Source organism: Micromonospora fiedleri (genome assembly GCF_016774385.1).
In the GTDB taxonomy this organism is placed as follows: Bacteria; Actinomycetota; Actinomycetes; order Mycobacteriales; family Micromonosporaceae; genus Micromonospora; species Micromonospora gifhornensis.
Window position 1 is genome coordinate 639,990 of record NZ_JAETXL010000002.1, and the last position, 16,306, is coordinate 656,295.

13 protein-coding genes and 1 tRNA gene are annotated in these 16,306 nt (G+C 70.8%); 8 read left to right on the forward strand and 6 right to left on the reverse strand.

All coding sequences use genetic code 11. The annotated features are described in order from the left end of the window. Positions 1–39 precede the first annotated feature (39 nt). Both JMF97_RS06890 and JMF97_RS06895 read left to right on the forward strand, forming a co-directional pair. The gene (locus JMF97_RS06890; RefSeq protein ID WP_203220731.1) at positions 40–822 is read left to right on the forward strand and encodes a methyltransferase domain-containing protein; all 783 of its coding nucleotides are present in this window, start codon (positions 40–42) and stop codon (positions 820–822) included. 27 nt (positions 823–849) lie between these two features. Beyond that, entirely contained in the window at positions 850–1,350 is a 501-nt protein-coding gene (locus JMF97_RS06895; protein WP_203220732.1) for a hypothetical protein, read from the forward strand. A gap of 166 nt (positions 1,351–1,516) precedes the next feature. On the opposite strand, the gene JMF97_RS06900 is transcribed toward JMF97_RS06895, so the two are convergent. From JMF97_RS06900 to JMF97_RS06920, 5 genes are all read right to left on the reverse strand, one after another. Further along, positions 1,517–1,591: transfer RNA gene (locus JMF97_RS06900), tRNA-Val, on the reverse strand. An 87-nt stretch (positions 1,592–1,678) separates the two neighbouring features. Continuing rightward, positions 1,679–2,143: a peroxiredoxin gene (locus tag JMF97_RS06905; protein WP_203220733.1), complete on the reverse strand. Its 465-nt coding sequence runs from the start codon at positions 2,141–2,143 to the stop codon at positions 1,679–1,681. 49 nt (positions 2,144–2,192) lie between these two features. Beyond that, a complete protein-coding gene (locus tag JMF97_RS06910; RefSeq protein ID WP_013735266.1) occupies positions 2,193–2,630 on the reverse strand; it encodes a DUF3052 domain-containing protein in 438 nt (145 codons plus the stop codon). A 111-nt stretch (positions 2,631–2,741) separates the two neighbouring features. Next, complete coding sequence (locus JMF97_RS06915) at positions 2,742–5,468, reverse strand: thiamine pyrophosphate-dependent enzyme (RefSeq protein ID WP_203220734.1); 2,727 nt, start codon at positions 5,466–5,468, stop codon at positions 2,742–2,744. A gap of 94 nt (positions 5,469–5,562) precedes the next feature. After that, positions 5,563–5,967, reverse strand: a complete 405-nt coding sequence (locus JMF97_RS06920; protein WP_203220735.1) for a YjbQ family protein — start codon at positions 5,965–5,967, stop codon at positions 5,563–5,565. Positions 5,968–6,214: 247 nt separating this feature from the next. On the opposite strand from JMF97_RS06920, the gene aceE reads away from it, so the two are divergent. The 3 genes from aceE (at position 6,215) to JMF97_RS06935 (ending at position 11,530) form a co-directional block, all read left to right on the forward strand. Then, positions 6,215–8,959 (forward strand): pyruvate dehydrogenase (acetyl-transferring), homodimeric type, encoded by a 2,745-nt coding sequence (gene aceE / locus JMF97_RS06925; protein ID WP_203220736.1) that lies wholly within the window; start codon positions 6,215–6,217, stop codon positions 8,957–8,959. Positions 8,960–9,317: 358 nt separating this feature from the next. Beyond that, positions 9,318–10,607 carry a choice-of-anchor B family protein gene (locus JMF97_RS06930; RefSeq protein ID WP_203220737.1) on the forward strand — a complete coding sequence of 430 codons (1,290 nt, stop codon included), beginning with the start codon at positions 9,318–9,320 and terminating at the stop codon, positions 10,605–10,607. After that, entirely contained in the window at positions 10,604–11,530 is a 927-nt protein-coding gene (locus JMF97_RS06935; protein ID WP_203220738.1) for a DUF8832 domain-containing protein, read from the forward strand. The genes JMF97_RS06930 and JMF97_RS06935 overlap by 4 nt, the downstream gene beginning before the upstream one ends. An 86-nt stretch (positions 11,531–11,616) precedes the next feature. Here the strand turns inward: JMF97_RS06935 and JMF97_RS06940 are convergent, their stop codons facing one another. After that, the gene (locus JMF97_RS06940) at positions 11,617–12,063 is read right to left on the reverse strand and encodes an SRPBCC family protein (protein WP_013735272.1); all 447 of its coding nucleotides are present in this window, start codon (positions 12,061–12,063) and stop codon (positions 11,617–11,619) included. Between the two features lie 188 nt (positions 12,064–12,251). On the opposite strand from JMF97_RS06940, the gene JMF97_RS06945 reads away from it, so the two are divergent. The 3 genes from JMF97_RS06945 to gltX are packed head-to-tail and all read left to right on the forward strand — an operon-like array spanning position 12,252 to position 16,294. Next, on the forward strand, positions 12,252–13,601 hold the full coding sequence (locus tag JMF97_RS06945) for a GH1 family beta-glucosidase (RefSeq protein WP_238358802.1): 1,350 nt from the start codon (positions 12,252–12,254) through the stop codon (positions 13,599–13,601). Further along, positions 13,598–14,869, forward strand: coding sequence for an MFS transporter (locus JMF97_RS06950; RefSeq protein ID WP_203220739.1), 1,272 nt, complete (start codon positions 13,598–13,600; stop codon positions 14,867–14,869). Before JMF97_RS06945 ends, JMF97_RS06950 begins: the two co-directional genes overlap by 4 nt. A 15-nt stretch (positions 14,870–14,884) precedes the next feature. After that, positions 14,885–16,294, forward strand: coding sequence for a glutamate--tRNA ligase (gene gltX, locus JMF97_RS06955; protein ID WP_126712825.1), 1,410 nt, complete (start codon positions 14,885–14,887; stop codon positions 16,292–16,294). The last annotated feature ends 12 nt before the right edge of the window (positions 16,295–16,306 follow it).

A 16,306-nucleotide genomic window follows, 5' to 3' on the forward strand; every position in this document is an offset into this window, starting at 1 on the left:
GGCCGCCAGCAGCAGCGCTGACGCAATAGGCTGCCGATCGTGCACGGGTTCACCGCCGTCGACCGCCAGTCAGACCCGGACTCGTGGGTCGGCGTGCTCGACCGCCTCGCCGAGGAGCCCTTCTACCGGGCGTACCAGCAGCGGGTCCGCGAGTTGCTCGATCCGACGCCCGGCCGCCGCTACCTCGAAGTCGGCGCCGGCACCGGAGCGAGCGCGGCACACCTGAGAGACGCACACGAGGTCAGCGTGGCGACCGTGGATCGTTCGCTGACCATGGCTGCTGCCATGCGGGCCCGCGGCCTCACCGGATGCGCCGTCGCCGACGCCCACCACCTGCCGTTTCGCACTCATGCCTTCGACGGGGCATGGGCCGACCGCACCGTACAACACCTCGCCGACCCCCACGCCGCGGTCACCGACCTGGTCAGGGTTGTACGACCAGGTGGTCGCATCGTCCTCGCCGACCCCGACTACGACACCCAGGTGCTCGACATCGCCGACCAGGACCTGGCCCGGCGCGTGCTGAGGTTCCGGGCCGATGTCCTTCTCCGCAACGGCACCCTGGCCCACCGACACGCCGGCCTGCTCGCCGCACACGGCCTGGTCGACATCACCGTCGAACCCCGAACACTCGTCGTACGAGACCCGACCGCCGTCGACAACGTCCTCGGCCTGCGCAGCTGGGCCGCCACCGCAGCTCAACGCGGTGCCCTCGACCCCGGCGAAGCCCGCGCCTTCGAAGACCAGTTCGACGAGGCCGTCAACACCCACCGATTCACCTACACAGTCACGTTCTTTCTCACCGCCGCCACCGTCACCTGACGGTCGGAACGCGCCACAATTGCTGTCATGGCTTCGCCGGACGCGTCCTCCGCTCCCGACGGCACAGCCGGCCCCGGCGGTGCTTCTCCACCGGCCGAGCCGCAGGTCCGCCGGGCGCCCGAGCACACCTTCACCAACAGGTGGCGACGGCTCTGGCGACGGCAGCCGGGCATGAGCCACCTGCCCGTTGACCTGGACCAGGCAATCGGTCTCGGCCTGCTGACTCTCGTCATCGGGGCGATCGCCGGCACGGCCCTCATCCTGCTGATTCCCTCGACCCCGCTGCTGATCGTGTTCCTCGCGATCCTGCCGCCCTACCTCGAACTGCACGTCGCGGGCGTACGGCATCGTTGGTGGGCCCTCGGGGCGGGCACAGCGGCAGGGGTGCCTGCCGGCCTGGGCATCAACGCCCTGCTCGAAGCCAGCATCGGGGCGCAGTGGGCGACCCTGGTCGGCATTCTCGTCGGAAGCGCGATCGGCATGCTGACCCACGCGACAATGACCCACCTGCCAACGCGAAGAACGTAGCAGCGCTACTGCCGGGTGACCGGTTGACGCCCTGCGCCAGACCCTCGACGGTCGGCTCTTGCGAGGTGATCGGCTCCGTTACGCCGTAATGGTGGTTTCCGGCTCGCCTGGATTCCGCCACTTCGCCGTAACGGTGAGGGCGCCCCGGCCCTACCGCCGTTGGTACTGGTGGGCGCGGCAGGTTTCGAACCTGCGACCCCTCGCTTGTAAGGCGAGTGCTCTCCCACTGAGCTACGCGCCCGGAAACGCCGTACGGCGGACCGGCGGTTGGCAGCTTACCCTGCCACGCGCCGGCCCTGCCGGACGGTCGCACCCGTTGGGACCGGGCTCAGGCGGTGGCGTCCGCCAGTGCCTTGCGCCAGTCCTGTTGGTCGCGCGGCTCGCCCGGCATGTTCATCTCGGCGAAGCGGACGACACCGGCCTTGTCGATGATGAAGGTGCCCCGGTTGGCGACACCGGCGACGTCGTTGAAGACTCCGTACGCCTGGGCGACGCCGCCGTGCGGCCAGAAGTCGGCCAGCAGCGGGAACTGGTAGCCCTCCCGGTCCGCCCAGATCTTGTGGGCGTAGACCGAGTCCACGCTGACGGTCAGCACCTGGACGTCGTCGTTGACGTAGTCGTTGAGGTTGTCCCGGACCTCGCACAGCTCGCCCTGGCAGTAGCCACTGAAGGCCAGCGGGTAGAAGACCAGCAGGACGGTACGCCGACCACGGAAGTCGGAGAGCCGGACCTCCTGGTTGTTCTGGTCCTTGAGTACGAAGTCCGGCGCCTCTGCGCCAACCTCGATGGGCATGCGAACTCCTTGGATCGGGTCGGGATGCGGGTGTACGTCGGGCGGGAGACTACTTCTTGGCCTTTGCGCCGCGACGTAGCACGAGACGGGCGCCGCTCCAGTCCTTGCCGGCGTTGACGGTCGAGGTCTGCTGAAGGCCGGCGGTGGGAGCGGACTCGGCGATCTCACTCGGCTCGACGTGGCCGTCGCGGCCGGCCTTGGGCGTCAGCAGCCACACGACCCCGTTGTCGGCCAGCGGGCCGAGGGCGTCGACGAGAAGCTCGAAAAGATCACCGTCGCCGTCGCGATACCACACCAGCACCGCGTCGACCACCTCGTCGGTGTCCTCGTCGACCAGGTCTCCACAACGGTCGGTCAGGGCGTCCCGGAGATCGGCGTCGACGTCGTCGTCGTAGCCCATCTCCATGACGACCATTCCCGGTTCGATGCCGAACCGGTCCGCCAGGCTGCGTACCCCGTCGGCAGCCTGACCAGCGGTCGCGCTCACTGTCGCGTGCCTCCTCATCTCGTCCAAGCTCGCGGCACCCGGCCGGCGCCGTCAGGCAAGTCCACACAGTTGTGCCGCCGCGCGCAAGTGGCGCACCGGGTGGAACGAAATTTACCGTGCCAGCAGCGTACGGGCACCCTGGGTGATGGCCTCCTCGGAGATCAGGACCTGACGGGCAGCCGGACCCAGAGGCACGAAACAGTCAACTGCCGCCACCCGGCGCGCCGCCCCGACATATCCGGCGTCGACCAGGGCGGCGATCACGCCCTCGCCGACGCCGCCGGAGCGCCTGGTCTCGTCCACCACCAGCACCCGCCCGGTCGCGGCGGCCTCCCGGATGAGGTCGGCCACCGGCAGCGGCGCGAGCCACCGCAGATCCACCACCCGGGTGCCGATCCCCTCGTCGGCCAGCACCGAGGCCGCCCGCAACGCCATCCGTACGCCGTTGCCGAAGGTCACGATCGTGATGTCCTCGGCCGAGCCGACGCCGTACACCCGGGCCCGGCCGACCGGGACGTGCCCGCTCGCCCAGGCCCCCGGCTCGGCGTAGCCGGCCGACCATTCCCCGTCGCCGTCGGCGTAGAGGTCGCGGGCGTGGTAGAGCCCGACCGGCTCCAGGAACACGCAGACGCTGCCGTCCACCGCCGCGCTCGCCAGGCAGGTGCGCAGCATCGCCGCCGCGTCGTCCGGTCGGGCCGGCACGGCGATCACCAGGCCGGGCACGTCCCGCAGTACGGCCACCGAGTTGTCGTCCCCGACCTCCTCGCCGAAGCCCTCCTGGTACGCCAGGCCCGCCACCCGCACCACCATCGGGTTGCGCAGCGCCCCCTGGGAGAGGAACCCCATGGTGGCGGCCTCGCCGCGCACCTGGGCCTCGGCGCTGTGCAGGTACGCCAGAGACTGGATCTCGGGCACCGGCAGCATGCCGGCCAGTCCCGCGCCGAGGCCCAGGCCGAGCAGCGAGGTCTCGTCGAGCAGCGTGTCGAACACCCGGGCCGGGCCGAACCGGTCGCGCAGGTCCCTGGTCACCCCGTACCGGCCGCCCTTGGCGGCGACGTCCTGACCGAAGACGGCCAGCTGCGGGTACGCCAGCAGGGCGTCGGTGAGCGCGGCGTTGACGCTCTGGGCGAGCGTGAGCGGGCCCGACAGTTCGGGCGGCTTGCCGCCGAACGCCTCCAGCCGTGCCCCCGCGTCCGGCCCGGCGGCTCGGGCGCCCGCGTCGGCGACCGCCTGGGCGACCCGCACCGGGCGGCGCGGCGCCAGCGGGGCGATCACCTCGGCGGGGCTGTTCAGTTTCGGCTCGTCGAGCACCTGCTCGGCGAGCCGACGGATCTGCCAGCCGATCTCGTCGTAGCGGTCCAGCAGCTCCGCGCCACCGGCCAGACCGGCCTCGACCAGCCGCCGCGCGGTGGCGACCAGCGGATCGGCGGCAAGATCGGCGGCGATCTCCTCCGCGCTGCGGTACGCGCTCTCGGCGTCCGCGCCGACGTGCCCCAGCAGCCGGACGGTGCTCAGATGCAGCACGGCCGGACGACGGTGGCGACGGACCCAGGCCGCCGCCTCGCGCGCCACCTCGTAGGTCGCCACCAGGTCGGCGCCGTCGGCGGCGAAGTAGCGGATGCCCGGCTTGGCGCGCAGTGCGGTCGCCACCCAGCCCTGCGGCGACCGCAGACTACCACCCAGGCCGTTGTCCTCGCAGACGAACAGCACCGGGATACGCAGGCCGGTGTGGTCGTACCAGCCGGCGGTGTTGAACGCCGCCGTGGCGTCGGCGTGGTTGATCGCGGCGTCACCGAACGAGCAGACCACTATCGCGTCCGGCGCCCAGGGGGCCACGTCGAGGTGTGCCGCGACGCCCCGGGCGTCCAGGCGACGCAGCCGCTCCACCGCCAGTCCCATGCCCACCGCCCGGGGCAGGTGCGAGGCGACGGTGGAGGTGGTCGGCACCACGGTGAGGTCGGCGCGACCGAAGACCTTGTGCCGGCCACCGGCCGTCGGCTCCTCACGCGAGGCCACCATCCCGCGCAGCACGTCCCGCGCCGCCTCGGTGTACGCCGACACCACCGGCCGCCGCACCACCGCCAGACGAGCACCCCCTGCGCCCTCGTCACCGGCCGGCGCGGCCGGGTCCGCCGAGTCGTCCGGCTCCCCTGCAACGACCGACGTGGCCGAAGTGGCCGGCTGGCCCGCCACAACCTGGGCGGCCGGGATGGCCCGGACAGCCGGGTCGACCGGGTCCGCCGAGTCAGCAGGGTCGGTCGGGGCACCATCGACAGCAGGTCCGGCGTGCTCATCGTCGGCCGCCCGGTCGGTCGAGGCGTCGTCCGTCTTCCGGCCCGTCGAGGCGTTGTCCGCCGGGTCGACCGGGTCGACCTGCTCCGCCGAGCCGGCCGGATCAGGTGCGTCGTTCGGTTCCGCGGGGTCGGCCGGGTGTGCGGGCGTACCGTCGGGGCCGTTGTCGGGGGTCAGCAGCATCGAACCGGTCGGCGGCTCGGCGGCCTGGGCGGCGCGGACGCAGTAGAACGCGCCCGAGCGGTAGTGCAGCAGCGCCGGGTCGGTGGGGCGCAGCGCCGCCGCGACCGCGGCGTTGCCTTCGTGGCCCGCCGAGCTGATCGTGTGGTAGCCCTCGCCGAAGCTGCGCAGCCAACGCCCGGCGAGGTCGAGCTGCCGGCTGGTGATCTGGGCGTCGAAGAGTTCCAACAGCTGGGCGCCGGTCAGCGCCGCGCCCTCGGCCACCGGTTGGGCCGGGTCGGTACGGTGCCGCGGCATGGTCAACGCGGCCAGGGACTCCCGGAGTCGGTCGTCAAGATCCTGCGGGGTGGTCACGTCGGACAGCATTACCGACCGGAGCACACCTCGCCCACTCGAACCCGGCTCGTGTCGCAGTCCGGCCTCGACTCAGCGGATGCGGTCAGCCGGGCAGAAACGGGAATCAGCCGGGCAGGAACGAGAAACGGACCTGGCGGGTGGTGTTGTCGCCGTTGGTGTCGACCAGGCAGATCGACTGCCAGGTGCCCAGGGCGAGCCGGCCGCCGAGCACCGGCAGCGTCGCGTACGGGGCGACGAAGGCGGGCAGCACGTGATCACGCCCGTGGCCGGGTGAGCCGTGTCGGTGCCGCCAGCGGTTGTCGGTGGGCAGCACCGAGTCCAGCGCGGTGAGCAGGTCGTCGTCCGAGCCGGCGCCGGTCTCGATGATGGCCACCCCGGCGGTGGCGTGCGGCACGAACACGTGCAGCAGTCCGTCGCCCTGCCCGGAGACGAACGACTCCGCCTGGGCGGTGATGTCCTGCACGGTGGGCCGGGAGCCGGTCCGGACGGTGATCACCTCACTGCGCATGTGTCGCATTCTGCCGTAGTCGACCGGTTCGCACCTGAGCCGTGGTGATCGTCACTCCGTCCGGGCCGAACCGTGGCCCGCACCGCTTCCACCACAGCTCGGAAGCCGGTAAGTACGAAAAGACCAACGTTACTGATGAGTATCTGTGTTGCGCATCGCCCTTGACACGGGTGGGCGTGACGACAAGTGGTACGACGGGGCAGGATGGCGCTAGAGACCTGTCCCAAACACAACCGAGGGAACGCCTGTGGCTACGGAACGCAAGCGCCCGGTGATCACGGCCGGCCTGCCTAGCCAGCTTCCAGACATCGACCCGGAAGAAACCAGCGAGTGGGTCGAGTCGCTTGACGGTGTCATCGACGAGCGCGGCGCCAAGCGTGCCCGCTACGTGATGCTTCGTCTGCTGGAGCGCGCTCGCGAGCGCCAGGTCGGGGTGCCGTCGCTGACCACCACCGACTACATCAACACCATCCCGCCGGAGCGGGAACCGTGGTTCCCCGGCGACGAGCACGTCGAGCGGCGGATCCGGGCGTACGTGCGGTGGAACGCGGCGATGCTGGTGCACCGCGCCCAGCGGCCGGAGATCGGTGTCGGCGGCCACATCTCCACCTTCGCCAGCTCCGCCTCGCTGTACGAGGTGGGCTTCAACCACTTCTTCCGGGGCAAGAACCACCCGGGCGGCGGCGACCACATCTTCTACCAGGGTCACGCCTCCCCCGGCATGTACGCCCGGGCGTTCCTCGAGGGCCGGCTCAGCGAGAACCAGCTCGACGGCTTCCGCCAGGAGCTGTCGCACCCCGGCGGCGGCCTGCCGTCGTACCCGCACCCGCGGCTGATGCCGGGCTTCTGGGAGTTCCCCACGGTCTCGATGGGTCTGGGTGGGCTGAACGCCATCTACCAGGCCCGGTTCAACCGCTACCTGCACCACCGGGGCATCAAGGACACCTCCGACCAGCACGTCTGGGCGTTCCTCGGCGACGGCGAGATGGATGAGCCGGAGACCCTCGGCGCGATCGGGGTGGCCGCCCGCGAGGAGCTGGACAACCTCACCTTCGTCATCAACTGCAACCTCCAGCGGCTGGACGGGCCGGTGCGGGGCAACGGCAAGGTGATGCAGGAGCTGGAGGCGTTCTTCCGGGGTGCCGGCTGGAACGTGATCAAGGTCGTCTGGGGCCGGGAGTGGGACCCGCTGCTCGCCGCCGACACCGACGGCGCGCTGGTCAACCTCATGAACACCACGCCCGACGGCGACTACCAGACCTACAAGGCGGAGTCCGGGGCGTACGTGCGGGAGCACTTCTTCGGCCGTGACCCGCGGACCCGCAAGATGGTCGAGGGTCTCAGCGACGACGAGATCTGGAACCTCAAGCGGGGCGGGCACGACTACCGCAAGCTCTACGCGGCCTACAAGGCGGCGACGGAGCACACCGGTCAGCCGACGGTGATCCTGGCCAAGACGATCAAGGGCTGGACGCTCGGCTCGCACTTCGAGGGCCGCAACGCGACCCACCAGATGAAGAAGCTGACGCTGGAGGACCTGAAGACCTTCCGCGACCGGCTCTACCTGGACATCCCGGACTCGGCGCTGGAGGACAACCCGTACCTGCCGCCGTACTACCGTCCGGACGAGAAGTCCGCCGAGATGCAGTACCTGCACGAGCGGCGTCAGCAGCTCGGCGGCTACCTGCCGTCGCGGCGGACCAAGGCCAAGTCCCTGCCGATCCCGGGCAGCGAACGCTTCGCCGACATCAAGCGCGGTTCCGGCAAGCAGAAGGTGGCCACCACGATGGCCTTCGTCCGCCTGCTCAAGGACCTGATGAAGGACAAGCAGTTCGGCAAGCGCTGGGTGCCGATCATCCCGGACGAGGCGCGTACCTTCGGCCTGGACTCGATCTTCCCGACCGCGAAGATCTACTCGCCGCACGGTCAGCGGTACACCGCTGTCGACCGGGACCTGTTCCTGTCGTACAAGGAGTCGACCGTCGGGCAGATCCTGCACGAGGGGATCAACGAGGCCGGTTCGGTCGCCTCCTTCACCGCGGCCGGCTCCTCGTACGCCACCCACGACGAGCCGATGATCCCGATGTACATCTTCTACTCGATGTTCGGGTTCCAGCGCACCGGCGACGGCTTCTGGGCCGCCGCCGACCAGATGGTGCGCGGTTTCGTGCTCGGCGCCACCGCGGGCCGCACCACGCTCAACGGTGAGGGTCTGCAGCACGAGGACGGTCACTCCCACCTGATCGCGGCCACCAACCCGGCGGTCGTGGCGTACGATCCGGCGTTCGCGTTCGAGATCGCGCACATCGTGGAGAACGGCCTGCACCGGATGTACGGGGAGCAGCAGGAGAACATCTTCTACTACCTCACCATCTACAACGAGCCGATCCAGCAGCCGGCCGAGCCGGAGGGTGTGGACGCCGAGGGCATCGTCAAGGGCATCTACCGCTACTCGGCCGCCCCGTCGGTGGACGGGGACGCCCCGCGGGCGAACCTGCTGGCCTCCGGCACCGGCATGCAGTGGGCGCTCAAGGCGCAGCAGCTGCTCGCCCAGGACTGGGGGGTGGCCGCGGACGTCTGGTCGGTGACCTCCTGGACCGAGCTGCGCCGCGACGCGGTCGAGTGCGAGGAGTACAACCTCCTGCACCCGGGCGCGGAGCAGCGGGTGCCGTACATCCAGCGGAAGCTGGCCGACGCCGACGGGCCGAAGGTCGCGGTCAGCGACTGGATGCGCGCGGTGCCGGACCTGATCTCCCGCTGGGTGCCGGGTGACTACACCTCGCTGGGCACCGACGGCTTCGGCCTGTCCGACACCCGTCACGCCCTGCGCCGGCACTTCCACGTCGACGCCGAGTCGGTGACGGTGGCGACCCTGCGCCAGCTCGCGCTGCGCGGGACGGTACCGCCCCACGTACCGGCCGAGGCCGCCAAGAAGTACGCCATCGACGACGTCAACGCCGCCCCCGTCGGCGAAACCGGCGGCGACAGCTAAACAGTTCCACCCCCGAAGGGCCCGGCGCACCCCGCGCCGGGCCCTTCGGCCTCCCACCCCACCCCCACCCACCCACCCACCCCACCCACCTGGTTGATCATGGGGTTGGCGGCAGTTGCTGATCTCCAAAGTGCCGCCAACCTCATGATCAACAAGCGAGTCCGGCCCCGTGGGTGGGGGGTGGTATGACGCAGGTGGTATTGGCCGGTGCTGTTGCCTGTAACACGGTTCATTCAGAATGGTCTATAGGCGTTGGCTCCTTGCGGGCATTGGGTCGGTTGGGTGGACTATCCCGTCGCGCCGTCCCACCGCCGGCCCGGACGCCGTCGACGGCCGGGCGCGACGGGAGGGAGTGCACATGCGACCTGTCCGGATCGGCCTGGCCCTGGCTGTCGGCGCCCTGGTGGTGTCGATGCTCGGGCCGGGCTCGCCTTCGGTGGCCCACGATCCCGCGACCCCCGCCGGGCGGGCCTCGGCCCAGGAGTTCATGGCCCAGCGTGAACCCACCCAGCAGATGGCCGCCCAGGCCGCGACCGCCTGCACCAACGGTCAGGCAGCCGGCTACCCCTGCCGCAACGTGGACCTGCTGTCGTTCATGCCGCTGTCCAGCATCGGCGGCAGCCAGGCCAACGACATCTGGGGCTGGACCGACCCGCAGACCCGCAAGGAGTACGCGCTGGTCGGCCGCCGCAACGGCACCTCCTTCGTGGACGTGTCCAACCCAAGCGCCCCGGTCTACCTGGGCAACCTGCCCGCGTACCAGAACCGCACGGCGGTCTGGCGGGACATCAAGGTCTACCGCGACCACGCGTACGTGGTGGCGGACGTCTCCGGTCACGGCATGCAGGTCTTCGACCTCACCCGGCTGCGTGGCGTGACCAGCCCGCAGACCTGGACGGCGGATGTCCACTACAACCGCTTCGGCAACTCGCACAACATCGCGATCAACGAGCAGACCGGGTACGCGTACGCGGTGGGCACCAACACGTGCAGCGGCGGCCTGCACATGATCGACATTCGGACCCCGAAGTCTCCGGTCTCGGCGGGTTGCGTCAGCAACGACGGCTACACCCACGACACCCAGTGCGTCGTCTACCGGGGGCCGGACACCGCGTACTCGGGCCGGGAGATCTGTGTCAGCTCCAACGAGGACACGGTGACCATCGTCGACGTGACGAGCAAGTCGTCGCCCCGGCAGTTGGCCCGCATCGGCTACACCGGTCGGGCGTACACCCACCAGGGGTGGTTCACCGAGGACCAGCGGTACTTCCTGCTCGACGACGAGTTGGACGAGTCCCGGCGCGGGGTGAACACCCAGACGTACATCTGGGATCTGGCCGACCTGGACGCTCCCCGGCACATCGGCACCTACAGCGCGCCGAGCGGGGTCGCCGCCACCGACCACAACCAGTACGTCAAGGGCAGGTACAGCTACCAGGCCAACTACCGGGCCGGGCTGCGCATCCTGGACCTGACCAACGTGTCCAGCGGCCGGGCCACCGAGGCCGGCTTCTTCGACATCTACCCGTCGAGCAACAGCGCGTCGATGAACGGCGCGTGGAGCGTCTATCCCTACTATCCCAGCGGCATCGTCGTGGTCAGCGGTATCGAGCAGGGGTTGTTCGTGTTGCAGCCCCGGTTGTCGTGACCACGACCGACCAGCGGCCGGCGACCCTCGCCGAGATCGTGGACGGGGCGTCCCAGCCGGGGCGCCCCGGCCCCGACGGTGCACCGGTGGGTCGGGTCGGTCGCTACGCCGCCGCCGTCCTGGTGCTCGGCCTGACCCTGGCGGTCGGCTTCTTCGCGGGTCGGGCCGGCGGCACGACCGCTCCGGCCCGGCCGGCGGCGGCCGGGGCGCTCGCCCACGCCAATCACGGGCCCGGCGGGCTGGAGGTCTCCCGGGACGGCTGGACGCTGACCGTGGACCAGGCGAGGCTGCGTGCCGGCAAGCCGGGTGAGCTGGTCTTCCGGATCACCGACCCGGCCGGCGCGGCGCTCACCGATTTCCAGGTGGTCCACGACCGGCCGTTGCACCTGATCCTGGTCGGCCGCGACCTGGGCGGGTATCAGCACGTGCATCCGGAGATGTCGCCGGACGGCAGCTGGCGGGTCACGATCACCCCGGCCGCACCCGGCCCGCTACGGGCGATCGCCGACTTCTGGCCGACGGGGGCGGCGGCCGGCACCACGCTCGGCGTCGACCTGCCGGTTCCCGGCCGGTACGCGGCCGAGGAACTCGCCCCGCCCGAGGAGACGGTGCTGGTCGACGGCTACACGGTCACCCTGGACGGCGGCCTGCGCGCCGGCGAGTCCAACCAGGTGCTGGTCTGGCTCGGCCGCGACGGGCAGCCGGTCAACGACCTGCAACTGCACCTGGGCGCGTACGGGCACCTGGTGGCGCTGCGGCAGGGTGACCTGGCGTACCTGCACGTGCATCCGGCGGCGGCGAGCCAACCCAGCTCGGTGGTGGCGTTCGGGGTCACCGTCCCGTCGGCCGGCACCTATCGGCTGTTCTTCGAGTTCCGGCATCTCGACGAGGTACGCGTCGCCGCGTTCACCGTCATCGTGTGAGCGTCGCGAAAGCGGTGGCGGCCCGGGTGCCTCTGGACGGGACACCGGGGCCGCCACCGTCGCGGGTGACGCCAGGACGCGGCCGGTCAGCCGACGGCGGCCAGATCGGTCAGCCGGGCCAGCGAGTCCTCCAGATCGGCGCCGACCCGACGCAGGCCGAGTCGCAGCAGGGCGGCCTTGACCGGGCCGGCCGGCCAGCGTACGACGATCAGCCGCACGATCGTGCCGCCCTCCTCCTCGTCGGGAGTGAGCTGGACGTAAATCTCGGTGCGCGCCTCCGCTCGGGCACCGGCGCCCTTCGCGCGTTCCCGCCAGCCGATCAGCGTCGGTTCCTGGTAGGCGATCACCTCGGCTTCGTGTGCTGCGCCGCGTCCGGCCTGGACCAGTTGCCGTCTGCCGAAGCCCTCTCCCGAGAGAACCTCGGCCGCACGGACGCCGGCCAGCCAGGCGGGCAACTGCTCGGCCCGCTGTACCACATCCCAGACCGCTTCGACCGGCGCCGCCACGTGCGCGCTGCGTTCCACGAGGATCATTATTCCGTCTTCCTCCAGTGAGGACATCCCACGATATCGGCACTCTATGCGTCAAATCGGACGTATGTGGACGTGTTCGCAAAAGACACGCCGAAAGGTATTGCCTTCCCATGCACATCGGCCTATAGACCCGAGCCCCTGCGCGCCCTAGAGTCGCGAACACGTTTCGCGTTTCTCAGGGAGGGCGCATGCCGACCGCACCTATGCCCAGCTTCCCCGCCGGATTCCGCTGGGGCGTCTCCACATCGGCGTACCAGATCGAGGGCGCGGCCGCCGTCGACGGCCGCGGACCGTCCATCTGGGACACCTTCGCGCACTCCCCCGGGCGGATCGCCGACGGCAGCAGCGGCGACGTCGCCTGCGACCACTACCACCGCTACGCCGAGGACATCGCCCTGATGGCCGAGCTGGGCGTGACCGCGTACCGGTTCTCGGTGGCCTGGCCCCGGGTGCGGCCGACCGGCAGCGGCGCGGTCAACCCCGCTGGGCTGGACTTCTACGAACGGCTGGTCGACGGGCTGCTGGAGCACGGCATCGACCCGGTCGCCACGCTGTTCCACTGGGACCTGCCCCAGCCGGTGGAGGACGCCGGCGGATGGCTCAACCGGGACACCGCACACCGCTTCGCCGAGTACGCCGACCTGGTGGCCGAGCGCCTCGGCGACCGGGTCAAACTCTGGATCACCCTCAACGAGCCGTTCATCCACATGGGCCTCGGTCACGGCACCGGCGAACACGCGCCCGGCCGGGCGCTGCTCTTCGACGCCTTCCCGGTCGCCCACCACCAACTGCTCGGCCACGGTCTCGCGGTCACCGCGCTGCGCGCCCGGACCGCCGGGCCGGTCGCCATCGCCAACAACTACTCCCCCGTACGCGCCGCCGGTGACGGCCCGGCGGACCTGGCCGCCGTCGCGGCGTACGAGGCGCTGCACAACCAGCTGTTCACTGACCCGCTGTTCGGTCGCGGCTATCCGACCGAACTGGGCTTCGACCAGAGCGCGGTGCGCGACGGCGACCTCGACGTGATCGCCGCGCCGATCGACGTGCTGGGGGTCAACTACTACAACCCCACCGGCGTACGGGCACCCGAGGAGGGCTCACCGCTGCCGTTCGAGCTGGTACCGCTGGACGGCTACCCGCGTACCGCCTTCGACTGGCCGGTGGCCCCGGACGGGCTGCGCGAACTGCTCGGCTGGCTGCACGCTCGCTACGGCGCCGACCTGCCACCCGTCCAGATCACCGAGAGCGGCTGCGCCTACGACGACGAGCCCGACACCGACGGCCGGGTGCACGACCCGGACCGGATCGCCTACCTCGACTCCCACCTGCGGGCGGTACGCGCCGCCGTCGACGACGGGGTGGACGTCACCGGCTACTTCGTCTGGTCGCTGCTGGACAACTGGGAGTGGGCCGAAGGCTTCACCAAGCGCTTCGGTCTGGTGCACGTCGACTACCCCACCGGACGGCGTACCCCGAAGTCGTCGTACGCCTGGCTGCGTGAGGTCATCGCGACGGCCCGGCGGGACACCGCCCGGTGACCACCGTCGACCCGATGCCGGCCTCGCTGCCGGCGGCGCTCGCCGAGCCGACGGTGCCGGTACGGCGAGGCTGGATCGCGCTGCTGTTCGCCGCGAACCTCGGCGTCTGGATGGCGTTCTTCACCCCGATCCAGGTGCTGCTGCCGCAGCAGATCGAGCAGATCGCGCCGACGGACAAGGAGACCATGCTGGCGGTGGTCACCGGGGTGGGCGCGCTGGCCGCGGTGCTGGCCAACCCGCTCGCCGGAGCGCTGTCGGACCGGACCTGCCTGCGGTTCGGGCGCTGGGAACTCGGTCGCCGGCACGTCTGGACCGTCGGTGGGGCGCTGATCGGTGCGCTGGCGCTGGTGCTGCTCGCCCAGGCGCGTACCGTCGCCGCGGTCACGGTCGGCTGGGTCGCCGCGCAGGTGTGCTTCAACGCGATGCTGGCCAGCCTGACCGCCGCCGTACCGGACCGGGTGCCGGTGGCGCAGCGGGGCGGCGTCTCCGGCTGGGTCGGCATCCCGCAGGCGCTCGGACTGGTGCTCGGCGTGGTGCTGGTCACCGCCGTGGTCACCGGCAACGCCGCGGGCTATTACGCGATCGCCGCGGCGGTGGTGCTGCTCGCGGTGCCGTTCGCCCTGCGCACCACCGACGACCCACTGCCGCGTACGCACCGGCCGGCGCTGCGCGGCATGCTGGCCGGCATGTGGGTGTCGCCGCGTCGCCACCCCGACTTCGGCTGGGCCTGGATCACCCGGTTCCTGGTCCAGCTCGGCAACGCCTTCGGCACCCTCTACCTGCTCTACTTCCTCACCGACGAGGTACGGCTGGCCGACCCCGACACCGGCCTGCTGGTGCTGATCCTGCTCTACACCGCCGGGCTGATGGCCACCACGGTGATCGCCGGCCGGCTGTCGGACCGCTCCGGCAGACGCAAGGTCTTCGTGATCGCCGCCGGGATCGTGATGGCGGTGGCGGCGCTGCTGCTGGCCGCCGCGCCCACCTGGCCGATGGCGATCGTCGCCGCGCTGCTGCTCGGTGCCGGTTACGGCGTGTACCTGTCGGTGGACGCCGCCCTGATCACGCAGGTGCTGCCGAGGGCCACCGACCGGGCCAAGGACCTCGGCGTGATCAACATCGCCAACTCGGCGCCGCAGGTGCTCGGCCCGGCCATCGCCGCCCCGATCGTGGTGTACCTGGGCGGCTATCCGGCGCTGTACGCGACCACGGCCGCGGTGACCGTCCTCGGCAGCGTGCTGGTGCTGAAGATCCGCTCGGTGCCCTGACGGTAGGCTGTGGTCGTGACGGTACGTGTGCGCTTCGCCCCATCCCCGACCGGTATGTTCCACGTCGGCGGTGCCCGCTCGGCACTGCAGAACTGGATCTACGCCAAGCAGCAGGGCGGGGTGTTCGTGCTGCGCATCGAGGACACCGACGCGGCGCGCAACAAGCCCGAATGGACCGAGGGCATCCTGTCGGCGTTGGACTGGATCGGCATCTCCCGGGACAGCTACGAGGGCCCCTACTTCCAGTCCTCGTACGCCCAGGAGCACCGCGCCGCCGCCGCCCGGCTGCACGACTCGGGCCGGGCGTACTACTGCGACTGCACCCGCGAGGCGGTGCAGGCCCGCACCGGCAACCAGTACACCGGTTACGACGGCTACTGCCGCGACCGGGGTCTGCCGCCGGGCGAGGGCCGGGCGCTGCGGTTCCGCACCCCGGACGAGGGCACCACGGTGGTCACCGACCTGATCCGCGGCGAGCCGACCTTCGAGAACAAGCTCATCGAGGACTTCGTCATCGCCCGGGGTGACGGCTCGCCGGTGTTCCTGCTGGCCAACGTCGTGGACGACATGACCATGGGGATCACCCACGTGATCCGGGCCGAGGAGCACCTGCCCAACACCCCCAAGCAGCAGCTGCTCTGGGACGCCCTCGGCGTCAAGCCGCCGGTCTGGGCGCACGTGCCGGTGGTGGTCAACGAGAAGCGGCAGAAGCTGTCCAAGCGCCGCGACAAGGTCGCCCTGGAGGCGTACCGGGACGAGGGCTATCTCGCCGCCGCCATGCGCAACTACCTGATGCTGCTGGGCTGGGCGCCCTCCGGGGACCGGGAGATCGTGCCCTGGTCGGTGATCGAGGACGAGTTCCGCCTGTCGGAGGTGAACCCGTCACCGGCGTTCTTCGACGAGAAGAAGCTGCGCGCGTTCAACGGCGAGTACATCCGGGCGCTGCCGGTCGAGGAGTTCATCGAGGCCTGCCGGCCGTGGCTGACCGGCACCGGCACCATCGCGCCGCCGCCGTGGCAGCCCGAGGAGTTCGACCCGGCGGTCTTCGCCGCGGTGGCGCCCCTGGCCCAGACCCGGATCGCGGTGCTCAGCGAGATCGTGCCGAACGTCGACTTCCTGTTCGTGGCGACGCCCCTGATCGACGAGGCGGCCTGGACGAAGGCCATGAAGGAGGGATCGGCCGAGCTGCTGGAGGCGACCATCGCCGCCTTCGAGGCGGTCGACTCCTGGGACGCGCAGACGCTCAAGGCCACCCTGGAGGCCGTCGGTGCCGAGCGTGGACTCAAGCTCGGCAAGGCCCAGGCGCCGGTACGGGTCGCGGTCACCGGCCGCACCGTCGGCCTGCCGCTGTTCGAGTCGTTGGAGGTGCTCGGCCCCGAGCGCACGCTGACCCGGCTGCGCGCCGCCCGGCTACGCCTCGTCTAGCCGGCCACCGAC

Excerpts from the sequence above, each read along its gene's own strand:
- JMF97_RS06895 (WP_203220732.1), top strand. The coding sequence starts at position 850 with ATGGCTTCGCCGGACGCGTCCTCCGCTCCCGACGGCACAGCCGGCCCC.
- JMF97_RS06905 (WP_203220733.1), bottom strand. The coding sequence starts at position 2,143 with ATGCCCATCGAGGTTGGCGCAGAGGCGCCGGACTTCGTACTCAAGGAC.
- JMF97_RS06915 (WP_203220734.1), bottom strand. The coding sequence starts at position 5,468 with ATGCTGTCCGACGTGACCACCCCGCAGGATCTTGACGACCGACTCCGG.
- JMF97_RS06920 (WP_203220735.1), bottom strand. The coding sequence starts at position 5,967 with ATGCGCAGTGAGGTGATCACCGTCCGGACCGGCTCCCGGCCCACCGTG.
- JMF97_RS06930 (WP_203220737.1), top strand. The coding sequence starts at position 9,318 with ATGCGACCTGTCCGGATCGGCCTGGCCCTGGCTGTCGGCGCCCTGGTG.
- JMF97_RS06940 (WP_013735272.1), bottom strand. The coding sequence starts at position 12,063 with ATGATCCTCGTGGAACGCAGCGCGCACGTGGCGGCGCCGGTCGAAGCG.
- JMF97_RS06945 (WP_238358802.1), top strand. The coding sequence starts at position 12,252 with ATGCCGACCGCACCTATGCCCAGCTTCCCCGCCGGATTCCGCTGGGGC.